8 protein-coding genes are annotated in these 14,225 nt (G+C 40.9%); 5 read left to right on the forward strand and 3 right to left on the reverse strand.

Annotated elements, in window-relative coordinates:
- Nucleotides 1–55 precede the first annotated feature (55 nt).
- Together asnS and pncB are read right to left on the reverse strand one after the other, a co-directional pair.
- The gene (gene asnS / locus ACHB7C_RS00095; protein ID WP_071547897.1) at nt 56–1,456 is read right to left on the reverse strand and encodes an asparagine--tRNA ligase; all 1,401 of its coding nucleotides are present in this window, start codon (nt 1,454–1,456) and stop codon (nt 56–58) included.
- Between the two features lie 490 nt (nt 1,457–1,946).
- Nucleotides 1,947–3,152, reverse strand: a complete 1,206-nt coding sequence (gene pncB / locus ACHB7C_RS00100) for a nicotinate phosphoribosyltransferase (RefSeq protein ID WP_042846454.1) — start codon at nt 3,150–3,152, stop codon at nt 1,947–1,949.
- 552 nt (nt 3,153–3,704) lie between these two features.
- On the opposite strand from pncB, the gene pepN reads away from it, so the two are divergent.
- From pepN to ACHB7C_RS00115, 3 genes are all read left to right on the forward strand, one after another.
- On the forward strand, nt 3,705–6,323 hold the full coding sequence (gene pepN / locus ACHB7C_RS00105; RefSeq protein WP_131680710.1) for an aminopeptidase N: 2,619 nt from the start codon (nt 3,705–3,707) through the stop codon (nt 6,321–6,323).
- A 657-nt stretch (nt 6,324–6,980) separates the two neighbouring features.
- Nucleotides 6,981–7,991 (forward strand): quinone-dependent dihydroorotate dehydrogenase, encoded by a 1,011-nt coding sequence (gene pyrD, locus ACHB7C_RS00110; protein WP_042846451.1) that lies wholly within the window; start codon nt 6,981–6,983, stop codon nt 7,989–7,991.
- 281 nt (nt 7,992–8,272) lie between these two features.
- Nucleotides 8,273–8,818, forward strand: coding sequence for a cell division protein ZapC (locus ACHB7C_RS00115; RefSeq protein WP_042846450.1), 546 nt, complete (start codon nt 8,273–8,275; stop codon nt 8,816–8,818).
- Nucleotides 8,819–8,954: 136 nt separating this feature from the next.
- On the opposite strand, the gene ACHB7C_RS00120 is transcribed toward ACHB7C_RS00115, so the two are convergent.
- Nucleotides 8,955–10,070 carry a YcbX family protein gene (locus ACHB7C_RS00120; RefSeq protein WP_071547899.1) on the reverse strand — a complete coding sequence of 372 codons (1,116 nt, stop codon included), beginning with the start codon at nt 10,068–10,070 and terminating at the stop codon, nt 8,955–8,957.
- A gap of 99 nt (nt 10,071–10,169) precedes the next feature.
- On the opposite strand from ACHB7C_RS00120, the gene rlmKL reads away from it, so the two are divergent.
- Nucleotides 10,170–12,278 carry a bifunctional 23S rRNA (guanine(2069)-N(7))-methyltransferase RlmK/23S rRNA (guanine(2445)-N(2))-methyltransferase RlmL gene (gene rlmKL, locus ACHB7C_RS00125; protein ID WP_129466711.1) on the forward strand — a complete coding sequence of 703 codons (2,109 nt, stop codon included), beginning with the start codon at nt 10,170–10,172 and terminating at the stop codon, nt 12,276–12,278.
- A 12-nt stretch (nt 12,279–12,290) separates the two neighbouring features.
- Nucleotides 12,291–14,198, forward strand: coding sequence for an ABC transporter ATP-binding protein (locus tag ACHB7C_RS00130; protein ID WP_042846447.1), 1,908 nt, complete (start codon nt 12,291–12,293; stop codon nt 14,196–14,198).
- Nucleotides 14,199–14,225 lie beyond the last annotated feature (27 nt).

The following is a 14,225-nucleotide window of genomic DNA, read 5'->3' on the forward strand; positions in this document are numbered from 1 at the left end:
GACCAAAATATGTTTAGTCCGCTTTTTACATCATTATTGCACCAAAAAAACGCAATTAGAATGCAGCGTTTCTAGGCGTACGAGGGAATGGGATCACCTCACGCACGTTACCAACACCAGTGACATAAGCCACTAAACGCTCAAAGCCAAGGCCGAAACCAGAGTGAGGCACAGTGCCATAACGGCGCAGATCACGATACCACCAGTAATCTTCTTTATTCATGCCCATTTCTTCAAGGCGTGCATCAAGCATATCAAGGCGTTCTTCACGTTGTGAACCACCGATGATTTCACCAATACCCGGTGCGAGAACGTCCATTGCAGCAACAGTTTTACCGTCTTCATTTAAGCGCATATAGAAAGCTTTGATGTCTTTCGGATAGTTTTTTACTACCACAGGCGCTTTAAAGTGCTGTTCAGCTAAGTAGCGCTCATGTTCAGATGACATATCGACACCCCAGTAAACTGGGTTTTCGAATTTCTGACCACAGGTTTCAAGGATTTTGATCGCGTCGGTGTAATCAACTTGGGCAAAATCAGAGTTAACAAAGCTTTCTAAGCGAGTGATAACGTCTTTATCGACACGTTGAGCAAAAAACTCTAAGTCGTCACGGCGTTCTTCAAGCGCGGCTTTAAAGGCGAATTTCAGCATTTTTTCTGCTAGGCCTGCAACATCATCTAAGTTAGCGAAAGCAACTTCAGGTTCAACCATCCAGAACTCAGCTAAGTGGCGGCTGGTATTGGAGTTTTCAGCACGGAAGGTTGGGCCAAAAGTGTACACTTTGCTCAGTGCAGTTGCATAGGCTTCACCATTTAACTGGCCTGAAACCGTTAAGAATGCTTCACGGCCAAAAAAGTCTTCACTGAAATCGACTTCGCCCTTGTCATTACGCGGCAAGTTATTGTAATCCAGTGTGGAGACACGGAACATTTCACCTGCGCCTTCGGTATCAGAGGCAGTAATGATTGGGGTTGAAACCCAGAAGTAACCTTGCTCATCAAAGAAACGATGTATCGCTTGTGCTAAGGTATGGCGCACGCGTGCAACCGCACCGATTAAATTGGTTCGAGGGCGTAGGTGTGCGGCTTCACGTAAGAATTCAACGCTATGGCGTTTCGCTGCCATAGGGTAAGTTTCAGGGTCTTCAACCCAACCAACCACCTTGACTGCGGTTGCATCAAGTTCAAAGGACTGCCCTTGGCCTTGAGACTCTTTTATAACGCCCGTAACCTGAACAGAACAACCCGTAGTTAGGTGCAGGACTTCATCATTATAATTAGGTAAGTTATTATTGATGATAGCCTGTAACGGATTAAAGCAAGAACCGTCATAAACGGCGAGGAAAGAAAAACCCGCTTTTGAATCTCTCCTTGTACGTACCCAGCCTTGAACGGTGACTTCTGTGCCTACCGCCACTCGGCCTTGCAGTACGTCGACTACAGGCGCTACTATCATATAATTCACTCTCTTCATATTAACAATATCTACTTTACTATCTCAATCCGTCATACTTCGAGCTGTAGATGCGTTGGCTTCACAAACTGACCCTAGTCACATACTTATGTATCCTCTTAGGGCCCAATTTGTTTGCCGTCTTTCTACAACTCGAATTATTTAGGATGCCATTCAAGCTGTATTAAATTCATTTTTTAATTGCATTGCGGTGTTGTTAGTTAAAGCGCAAAACAACCAGTGTATGATAAATAAAACAGTAAAGTAGGGGTATACTTACGAAATCCCATGTTTCAGGGGCCAAAGCTCTATGTTACTTGCCATTTATTAGGAAACAAGTAAAAAATCACGATAAAATATTTCTGTTTAAGTGATGAGGATTTATCGAGCTTAAAAGCTATAGTAATAGTAAGTGAATAAAAGAAAAAGGGGTTTTAAAGCCCCGATAAGAAAAATGCCAATTCTTATTCAGAGCTTTAAGGTTGTTACGTGATTAGCAGGCTTTAGGGAGGTCAAACGCTTTTCTCAGTTGGTTAACGAACTCATCATCTTCGCAAATCGTTTTACCTGGGCTATCAGATAACTTAGCAACCGGTTTACCGTTACATTCCACTAATTTAATCACGATATTCAGTGGCGTAACATGGGGAATATTACAGGTTAGGCGCGTACCAATACCAAATACAAGATTAACCCGCTTGTGGAAATAGCGGTATAACTCCAGTGCTTTTTGTAGATCTAGGCTGTCTGAAAACACCAAAGTTTTACTCATTGGGTCAATACCTAACTTCTCATAATGAGCGATTGCTTTTTCGCCCCATTCGATAGGGTCCCCTGAATCATGGCGTAACCCTTGATAGCGTTTGGCGAAATTAGCATCAAAATCACGTAGGAAAGCATCCATCGTGATGCAGTCCGTTAAGGCAACCCCGAGGTGATTAGGGTATTCATCTAACCAAATTTGCAAAGCCTCACGCTGGCTATTTGCTAACTCAGGGCTGATTTGCTGGTGCGCTTGGAACCATTCGTGGGCTTGGGTTCCTACTGGTGCAAGATCTAGCTCATGTGCGAGCTTGTAATTACTGGTGCCAACAAGGTAAGGGAATTCCTGTTTCAACATAGCCACAATGGCTGATTGGACACCGTATGAGAAGCGGCGCCGCGTCCCAAAGTCCATCAGCTTAAAGCCGGATAGGTCAAGTTGGTGCTCGTCAGCTTGTTGGTAAAAAACATCTAACAGTTTTTTCAGTTGTTGGACCGCATCATCAGTTGTGATGTTTGGGTGCCTATCTCGTTGCACGATTTCACTTACTAGGGCAAGAAGAGGAACTTCCCACATAATCACTTCGCGCCAAGGGCCACTAATGCGTATTGCCAGTTGCCCTTCGTCAGTCACACTAACAACCACTTGTTGTGGGTTAAAACGAAATGATTTTAGCCATGTAAGATAGTCTTCATGGAAAAAAGGTAAGCGGCGGAGAAAATTTAATTCATCATCAGTCAGTGATAGTTTTGCCATCTGCTGGATTTGTTGCCTGATTTCAGTAGCGTAGCTACCTAATATATCGCTACTACGGCAGCGAAACTCAGCGACAACCGGTACCTGATGATAACGGTGGAAAACGGCCTGCTGCATATGAAGCTTATAAGCGTCGGTATCAAGCAGTGATGTAATAATTGGTGTAGCGTCTAAGTTCATGGCACGCAGACATCCTCGCGGAGCTTATCTTTATAACTAAGGCTGTTTGTTTTTATAGGGATAACTCACAGAGTTTAAACTTGAAATTCACCCCATTAAAAAAACAAAATAAAACAGCACGTAGCAATTAGCTAAATCGTTAAAGTTGCAAAAGTATACCCACTTTACCAAAAGATAGAAGCGTTATTCTACCTGTCTGTTTTAAGAGAGCATTCGCAAGCTCAATTCACGCATTCGCTTTTATGTAAAGTAGTTAAATCAGGTAAATACATTTCAGTCATACCGTATCTCGTCATTACATACAAAAGCATTAATCACGAAAAGATACTAACATGCTATAAAATATTTGATAGTGCTATAGCACCAACAAACAAACGATTGTGTAACAAAATTAGCTAGGGTGAGAAATAGAAAGGTAACATCAATATTAAAATGGATAACACATTATGATGAAAATGTTTCTCAAATCCATTCACATTATTGTGTCTTATAGTATTGTATGAAGTAACCAAGCAGTACGATATCGGATATAACAAATTAAAAAGGTTACATATGACCCAGTTAAGACAAGCGAAATACCGTCAAGATTATCAATCCCCCGATTATACCATTACAGCGATTGACCTCGATTTTAATCTTGACCCTGTAAAGACGGTTGTGACAGCAACTAGTCAGGTAAAACGCCTTAATGCGCAGTCATCAACGCTTGAGCTCAATGGTGAAAACTTATCGTTAATTAGTCTCGAAATAGAGGGTAAAGCATGGGAAAACTATCACGAAGTTGATGGTAAGTTAGTGATTGAAGCACTACCAGAATCTTTTACCTTGCGTATTGTGAATGAAATTAGCCCTGAAAAAAATACTGCATTAGAAGGTTTGTATGTTTCTGGTGATGCTTTATGTACCCAATGCGAAGCAGAAGGTTTCCGCCATATTACGTATTACCAAGACCGACCAGATGTTTTAGCGCGCTATACCACAACAATTACTGCGGATAAGTCTCGCTACCCTTATTTACTTTCAAATGGTAACCGTATTGCAGAAGGTGAATTAGAAGGCGGGCGTCATTGGGTTAAATGGGAAGATCCCTTCCCAAAACCAAGTTATTTATTTGCCGTCGTTGCCGGTGATTTTGATGTTTTAAAAGATGTGTTTATTACGCGCAGTGGCCGCGAAGTGGCGTTAGAACTGTTTGTTGATAAAGGCAATTTAGACCGCGCACCTTGGGCAATGCAGTCTCTGAAAAATGCAATGAAGTGGGATGAAGAGCGTTTTGGCTTAGAGTATGACCTTGATATCTATATGATTGTTGCTGTTGATTTCTTCAATATGGGTGCAATGGAAAATAAAGGTCTTAACGTTTTTAATTCTAAATATGTATTAGCTAAAAGCGAGACAGCAACAGATAAAGATTATCTCAATATCGAGTCAGTCATTGGGCATGAATATTTCCATAATTGGACAGGTAACCGAATCACTTGTCGTGATTGGTTCCAGTTAAGCTTAAAAGAAGGGTTAACGGTTTTCCGTGACCAAGAATTTAGTTCTGACTTAGGTTCCCGCTCTGTTAACCGCATTAACAATGTAAAAGTGATGCGATCAGCCCAATTCGCTGAAGATTCAAGCCCAATGGCGCACCCAATTCGCCCAGACAAAGTGATCGAAATGAATAATTTCTATACGTTGACTGTGTACGAAAAGGGCTCCGAAGTGATCCGTATGATCCATACCCTGTTGGGCGAAGAAATGTTCCAAGCCGGTATGCAACTTTATATTCATCGCCATGATGGTAGTGCAGCAACTTGTGATGATTTTGTACAAGCAATGGAAGATGCTTCAAATGTCGATTTATCACTATTTCGCCGTTGGTACAGCCAATCAGGTACACCAATACTTACGGTACGAGATGAATATTCAGCAGAAAAACAACAGTATACCCTGCATGTGAAGCAAATGACGCCGCCAACGGCTGACCAAACTGAAAAATTGCCATTACATATCCCTTTAGATATTGAGCTATATGCTGAAGATGGTAGCGTGATTGCGTTAAAACGTGATGGTAGTGCTGTTAACTCTGTTTTAAATATTACTCAAGAGTCACAAACATTTGTATTTGATGAAGTGGCAAGCCGTCCGGTTCCTTCATTATTACGGGAGTTTTCTGCTCCAGTAAAACTGGATTATAACTATACCGATGAGCAACTTGCATTCTTGATGCAATATGCCAATAACGAGTTTTCCCGTTGGGATGCTGCTCAGCAACTGATTAATAACTACGTAAAAATTAATGTCGCTAACTATCAGAAAGGGGAAGAGTTAGTTTTACCTGAATCTGTCGTTGATGCATTTAGAGCGGTGTTATTGAGTGAATCAATTGACCCTGCGTTAGCAGCGTTGATCTTGACATTACCATCAGAAAGCGAACTTGCTGAACTGTTTGCCATTATTGACCCTGTCGCCATTCACGAGGTGCTGAACTTTATCCACCATAAACTTGCGGTAGACATGCAGGATGAGTTATTGGCTGTTTACCATTCGGTCAATATCACGGGTTATCGCGTTGATCATCAGGACATTGCCAAACGTGCATTACGTAATATTTGCCTCCAATATTTGGCTGCGGGTGATGACATTGAACTAGCGAATAAGTTAGTGCAAGAACAATACCAATCTGCGGATAATATGACCGATTCTCTTGCTGCATTAACGGCAGCGAATGAATCTCAGTTACCGTGTAAAGCACAGCTAATGGCTGATTTTGATGAACGCTGGCATCATGATGGCTTGGTGATGGATAAGTGGTTTACATTACAAGGGGCAAACCCATCGAAAGAGGTGCTATCGCATGTGCGTGAGCTGTTAAATCACCGTTCATTTAGCATGAGTAACCCAAATCGAGTAAGGTCGCTAGTAGGGGCATTTGCCGCGGGGAACCCAGTTAATTTCCATGCGGAAGATAGCAGCGGTTATCAGTTCCTATATGAGATCTTGGTTGATCTGAACACGCGTAATCCGCAGGTTGCATCAAGGTTGATCGAACCATTGATCCGTTTAAAACGTTATGACGAAAAGCGTCAGGCTCAAATGCGTAAAGTGCTTGAACAATTGAAAGCCCTAGATAACCTTTCTGGTGATTTATTTGAGAAAATCACCAAAGCATTAGAAAGCTAATTATTACGCCATTACACTATTTTTATATGATGGGCTAATGAGCGCTACTCAGAGGCGATAAGAAAGTAAAAATAGGCTTTTGGTTTAGAACTAAAGGGGAAGATTAACCGTCTTCCCCTTTTTAATTTTTGATTTTGCTATGGTTTATCAGTTTAATAATGTGAACTGTAAAAACTAAGCGATGATATGGTTTTTAGCTCGGCAAGCTTTTAACTTAGATGGGCGTTTTCCCTTATTTTAGTCATAAGGGGCTCGGTAGACGTTGAGTGGTAACTCATAATTTTCAGTCGTGATGACATAGTTTCTTCCCCCTGCTGGTGTGTTGCTATAAGCTTTCCATCCAACAAATAGTTAGATGAATAATTTAATTATAAATCAATACGATATAAGCATTTTTGATGGGGTGGTTGTTTCCCCAGAGTTTGAGTGAATTAAAGAGCCCTTTATTATTTGTTGTTATTAGAGGCACAAAACAGAATATATTGATCTTTTCATAGTAAAGTTGCCCCTAAATAGGGTAGTCTATTGCGCGTTTTATCCGACGAAAAATAGTTCGCACAGTTAAAACTCAACAAGAACCCTTTGGTGGGGGTTTTAGCATGCGCGGTATGATGTCTATTTTATTGAAACGCACTAGCAGAAAATAGGTTATTGGATATGCTATATCATCTTGCCCGAAAGGCACTATTCCAGTTCGACCCCGAAAAAGCACATGAATTGACTTTTCGCCAGCTTCAACGTTTGAACCATTCCCCTTTTCAATGCCTTATTCGTCAATCTGTTGCTACCAAACCAGTTCAATGCATGGGGCTTTCTTTTAAAAACCCCCTTGGCCTCGCTGCTGGTCTCGATAAAGATGGTGAATGTATCGATGCGTTTGGCGCAATGGGGTTTGGGTTTATTGAAATAGGGACTGTAACTCCCCGTCCTCAATCTGGTAATGATAAGCCAAGGTTATTCCGACTCGTTGAAGCTGAGGGTTTAATCAACCGAATGGGCTTTAATAATAAAGGTGTTGATAACCTCGTAGAGAATGTCAAAAAGGCTAATTACGGTGGAATTATTGGTATCAATATTGGTAAGAATAAAGATACACCGGTAGAACAAGGTAAAGATGATTATTTAATTTGCATGGATAAGGTATATGCCCATGCAGGCTATATTGCGATTAATATTTCCTCACCAAATACACCGGGCTTACGTACATTACAATACGGTGAGGCTCTCGATGATTTATTGAGTGGTATAAAAGCGAAGCAACTTGAGTTGCAATCATTACATCAAAAATATGTGCCAGTTGCGGTGAAAGTAGCGCCTGATTTATCTGAAGAAGAAATTATTCAAGTTACAGATAGCTTAGTGAGGCATAATATAGATGGGGTGATTGCTACAAATACAACGCTAGATCGCTCCCTCGTTCAGGGGTTAAACCATTGCAATGAAACGGGTGGGTTGAGTGGGCGGCCTGTACAATTAAAAAGTACGCAAGTTATTAAACTTATTTCACGTGAATTAAATGGTAAGTTACCAATAATTGGTGTGGGTGGAATTGATTCGCTTACAGCGGCGCGTGAAAAAATGGAAGCAGGCGCTTCATTAATTCAAATTTATTCTGGTTTTATTTACCATGGACCAAAATTAATTAAAGATATTGTCAATCATATCTAATAAATTGTAAATTTACTTAACAAGGGGGTTTCTTTATTCCCCCTTTTAAACTATATTGCTAATAGTGGCTATTTTTATATCAAATTGATATCAATTTTCAGTAAATTTGTTGTTTAGACAATGTAATATCCAGTTGCAATTAAAACGACATGACTTAATCTATGAAAGCTTAATTTGTGAAAATTTAATCTATAAAAATTGCCGCAGAGTAAATTTAGGGAAGATCATTATGATGATCGTTCCTATTATATATTTACCGATAAATCGCTGAAGGATCGTTTATGAATATTAAACCTGATGATCATTGGCGTTGGTATTTTGATCATGACCATGACAGGGTGATGTTAGATCTCGCCAACGGCATGATATTTCGTTCATGTTTTCCCGCTAAAATGTTAACTGCATTTGCTCGTAGTGAAATGCCATTTAGCATTGAAGATGCAGGGGAATATTATTTATTTGATGAGCAAGCAAAGAGACTAAATATTACGCAAGAAGAAAGAGCGGAATTAGTCTTAAATAGCTTGGTTGCTTTTCGTTTTCTAAAACCACAGATGCCGAAAAGTTGGTATTTTTCTTCTTTTCATTATATTAATGCGCCTAAACAGGGGCAAATAATTCAGGTGTGTTTAGAAAATACCAGTCGTTATTTTTCATTTATTATTGCAGAAGCGGGCCCTTCAGCAAGCTTGTGTTTATTAGCTGAACCAGTTTTAGAATTACCCGATCGTACTTTAAGGTTTTGTGATCCAATTAAGATCATGAACGATCGTATGCTTGAGTATTCATCAAAGACGAAGCGGCAGTTATATGGCAACGTTATTTAGTTGATCGTCAGTGATCAAATAAAAAGAAAATGAATAAAAACTAAATGTCCGACTTAGATAACTAATGTAGTTATAGGTATTCTAACACCATCATAATATAAAATTGCTGATGGTGTTAATGAGCTATAATAAACGTTTAGTTAAGTGCTAATTTGAGCGAAGTTTTTGGAATACAGCTACAGGACAATATATAGCCGTTTTCTTTAATTGCACTTTGTTTTAGCGGTGTGACCTCACCAGAAATAAGCTTAATTTTACAGCGTCCACAAATACCCGCTCGGCAGGAATAGGGAATGGATAAACCGTGAGATTCCAGTTGTTCGAGGACCACATTTTGGTTATCACCTTGATATTCTGTTTCTTCAAAAATTAAACTGACATTGTCGACTGTAGAATTTAAGCTTGGGCTTGGGCTTTCAGCTTCTCTTTTTTGCGTTATATATTGTTTAGCTGGTTTGGTTTCTAATACTGTTAGCGTATCACCAACACGAATAATCCCCGTATTTTTAGCCATAACATTTTGGCCAAAATCCACGTCACCATTTTCATCAGTACGGAAGGTTTGCAACGTGGCTAATGGTTCACTATTAGGGTGTTTTATCCCTTTCTCGGGGCTGACAGTGGTTAAAATACAACGACTGCATGGTTTATCTAGAGTAAAGATAACATCACCGATTTGAATGGTTTTCCAAGTATCTTCTTCAAAAGGTTTAGCGCCAGTAATAATTAGGTTGCCACGAAATTGTTCTAGCTTAATACTGGCAGGGCAACGGCCTTGGAGTTCTTGAACGGATGCTTCATTAATGAGTAGAAAAGGGTAACCATCAGCAAAAGATACGGGAACATCTTGATGATTTTTCACTCTTCTAGACAATTGAGTGCTGAGCCAACGTAGTTGTACTGGCTCATCAAAAAAGGTACTTAACCAGCTATTTACCTGCTGGGGAGCAATCAGTGCATGAAAATGATTTCCCCAAACCTCAGTAGGGCTCTGTTTATCATCAAAGTCCTGATACAATACCGTTGCACTTTCGCCATTAGGTGCTTGTAGGTGTAACCCATTGTTAAGCATAACGGGTGTAAACAGTAACATTTGCGGGTATTTTCTTGCCGTAATAAATTTACCTTCCAGCGTGGTTACCATAAAATTACGATCAAAAGTCAAACCGCTAGTATCTGCGAAGGCATGTGATAAACGTACCCCTCGCATAGATTTAACTGGGTGTGTATAAAGGCGCGAAAGCGTAATCATTTTTTAATCCTTATAATTGTTGCGCAGCAACTTTATGACAACTGCATAAGATTAGCTATAATGCGCAACAATTTTTCATCAAAATCGGTAATAAATACTATGAATTCTCTGTTTGCCAGCACAGCTCGTGGCCTAGAAGAACTACTGAAAACGGAATTGGAAGCGCTTGGCGCTAGCCAGTGCAAAATTGCGCAAGGGGGTGTCTACTTTCAGGCCGATGAACGAGGCATGTACCAAAGCCTGCTGTGGAGTCGTTTGGCATCGCGTATTTTATTGCCACTGAATGATTTTGATGTCTACAGTGACTTAGACTTATACCTTGGTGTGCAAGCTATCGATTGGACTGAGATTTTTTCAGTTAATGACACTTTTGTGGTGCATTTTACAGGCACCAACGAAGAGATCCGCAATAGCCAATATGGTGCATTAAAGGTGAAAGATGCAATTGTTGATAGCTTCGTGCGCAAATTAGACCAACGGCCGGATGTTGCTCGCCAGCAAGCAGATATTCGTATTAATGTTTATTTGAATAAAGAAAGAGCCAGTGTTGCTCTTGATTTAAGCGGCGATTCTTTGCATATCCGTGGTTATCGTGACCTTGCTGGGCAAGCACCGCTGAAAGAGACCCTTGCAGCAGCTATTATTAATCGCTCAGGGTGGCAGCAAGGGACTCCATTAGTTGACCCAATGTGCGGTTCAGGAACCTTGTTAATTGAAGCCGCAATGATGGCAACAGACAAAGCCCCGGGTTTACACCGTACCCATTGGGGTTTTTATGCATGGTCGAAATTTAACGCTGAATTATGGCGCGAGTTAACGACGGAAGCACAAGTGCGTTTTCGTCAAGGCTTGAAAGAAACGACATCACGTTTTTATGGTTTTGATATCGATAAGCGTGTACTAGAAATGGCGCGTGCTAACGCGCGCCGTGCGGGGCTACAAGACTTAATCACCTTTAAACAAGGTGATGCCGCTGCATTGGAAAACCCAGTTAACACTGATACGGTAGGGGCAATTATCAGTAACCCGCCTTATGGTGAGCGTTTAGAAAGTGAGCCTGCCTTAATTGCACTGCATAGCCAGTTAGGGCGTATCGTGAAGGCCCGTTTCCCAGGTTGGCGTTTATCGATTTTTAGTGCTTCTCCTGAGTTACTTAGCTGCTTGCAATTGCGTTCAGAACGTGAATTTAAAGCCAAAAATGGCCCTTTAGACTGTGTGCAAAAGAACTATCAATTAGCTGCTACGCCATCAGAAACCGTGGCTGAAATTTCACCTGATTTCGCTAACCGCTTACGTAAAAATTTGAAAAAGTTAAGTAAGTGGGCAAAACAGCAAGGTATTGATAGTTACCGTATTTATGATGCGGATTTACCCGAGTACAACGTGGCGGTTGATATTTATGGTAGCAAAGTGGTGATTCAAGAATACGCACCACCAAAAACCGTGGATGAACGTAAGGCTCGCCAGCGGTTATTTGATGTGATCACGGCGACAATGAATGTGCTTGAGCTTACCTCTAATCAGTTAGTATTGAAAACGCGTCAACGCCAAAAAGGCAAGCAGCAATATGAAAAATTAGCCCAAAAAGATGATTTCTTTTTAGTGCAAGAATACAACGCAAAACTGTTGGTTAACTTAACTGATTATCTTGATACTGGGTTATTCCTTGACCATCGTATTGCCCGTAAAATGTTAGGGCAAATGAGTAAAGACGCGGATTTCCTAAACTTATTCTGTTACACCGGCTCTGCAACTGTACACGCAGGTTTAGGTGGGGCAAAAAGTACGACTTCCGTTGATATGTCGAGGACTTACCTTGAGTGGGCAGAGAAAAACCTGCAAGCAAACGGGTTAACGGGTCGCCAACATCGCTTAATCCAAGCTGATTGTTTGAGTTGGTTAGCCAATAGTACTGAGCAATTTGATCTGATCTTTATCGATCCCCCTACATTTTCAAATTCAAAACGCATGGATGGTACATTTGATGTACAACGCGACCATGTGCAATTAATTACACATTTAAAACGGTTACTGCGTCGTGGTGGAACTGTGATGTTCTCTAATAACAAACGCGGTTTCAAAATGGATATTGAAGCGATGCAAGAATTAGGGTTACAAGCGCAGGAAATTACTGCTAAAACACTTTCAGAAGATTTTGCTCGTAACCGTCAAATACATAACTGCTGGTTAATTCGCCACGCAGAGTAAAGGATAGAATCAATGGCTTTAATTAATTTATCGGGTGCATACCTTGCTTTTAGTGATGCTCCGTTACTTGATAATACTGAAATTCACATTGAAGATAACGAACGCGTTTGTCTGGTTGGGCGCAATGGCGCGGGTAAATCAACACTTATGCGAGTGTTAACCAAAGAACAGCCACTGGATGATGGGCAACTTATTTATGAGCAGGACTTAATTGTTGCTCGTTTACAACAAGACCCACCACGTAATATCGAAGGGACTATTTTTGATTTTGTTGCTGAAGGCGTTGCTGAACAAGCTCAATACCTGAAAGATTATCATCATGTCGCTAAATTGGTTGAACATGACCCTAGTGAGAAAAATTTAAATAAATTATCTGAATTACAAGAAGTGTTAGATAACCGTAATTTATGGTTATTAGACTCTCGTATCAGTGATGTGCTGAAAAAACTCGGTTTACCTGCGGATGCAGAACTATCCTCATTATCGGGTGGTTGGCTACGTAAAGCGGCTTTAGGTCGTGCTTTAGTGAGCAACCCGCGGGTCTTGTTTTTAGATGAGCCGACTAACCATTTAGATATTGAAACGATCCTCTGGTTGGAAACTTTCTTAAAGGATTTCCAAGGTAGTATTGTTTTCATTTCGCACGACCGTTCTTTTATCCGCAATATGGCAACCCGTATTATCGATTTAGATCGTGGACAATTAGCGTCTTGGCCGGGCAATTATGATGATTACTTGGTCAGTAAAGAAGAAGCTTTGCGTGTTGAAGAGATGCAAAATGCAGAGTTTGACCGCAAATTAGCGCAAGAAGAGACGTGGATCCGTCAAGGGATCAAAGCAAGACGTACGCGTAACGAAGGGCGGGTTCGTGCCTTGAAAGCGTTACGTGTTGAACGCTCACAGCGCCGTGAGGTTATGGGCACGGCGAAAATGCAAGTCGGTGAAGCTTCTCGCTCTGGGAAAATTGTTTTTGAAATGGAAAATGTTAACTATCAAGTTGACAATAAAGTCCTGGTCAAAGACTTTTCTGCTCAAGTTATGCGTGGTGATAAAATCGCATTAGTAGGGCCAAATGGTTGTGGTAAAACCACGTTATTGCGCTTAATGCTTGGCGATTTACAGGCAAATAGTGGGCGTGTGCACTGTGGAACCAAATTGGAAGTGGCGTATTTTGACCAGCACCGTGCTGCATTAGACCCTGATAAAACGGTTATGGATAACTTGGCAGAAGGCAAGCAAGAAGTGATGGTTAACGGTAAGCCACGCCACGTATTAGGGTATTTACAGGACTTTATGTTCCCTCCTAAACGTGCAATGACACCGGTTAGAGCTCTTTCAGGTGGGGAACGTAACCGCTTGTTATTAGCTCGCTTATTCTTAAAACCAAGTAATTTATTAATTCTCGATGAACCAACAAATGACTTGGATGTAGAAACGCTTGAGTTACTTGAAGAACTTGTTGATGGCTATCAAGGTACAGTCTTGCTCGTCAGCCATGACCGAGAGTTCGTTGATAACAGTGTAACTGAGTGCTGGATTTTTGAAGGTAACGGTGTCATCAACCGGTATGTGGGTGGGTATTTTGATGCTCAGAAACAAAGAGCACAAACCGTGAGTTTAAAAGTTGAACAAACGAGTAAAGTAGCTGCCCAAGATAAGGTGGCTAAACCAAAAGAAGCTGTAAAGCGTGCAAATAAATTAAGCTATAATTTATTGCGTGAGCTGGAACAGTTACCTGCGAAACTTGAGCAACTTGAAGCTGAAATTGAGGCTTTACAAGCTACGATTGGTGATGCTGATTTCTTTAATCAGCCTCATGAAGTCACTGAAAAAGCGTTGACTAATTTAGCGGCTAAAGAGTCTGAATTAGAACAGGCCTTTGACCGTTGGCAAGAGCTTGAATTACTTAAAAACGGCTAAGTTAGCTTTAATTAGAGGAGCAAATAC

Origin of the sequence: Providencia sp. 2024EL-00732, from assembly GCF_044006275.1 — a bacterium.
GTDB classification, from domain to species: domain Bacteria; phylum Pseudomonadota; class Gammaproteobacteria; order Enterobacterales; family Enterobacteriaceae; genus Providencia; species Providencia huashanensis.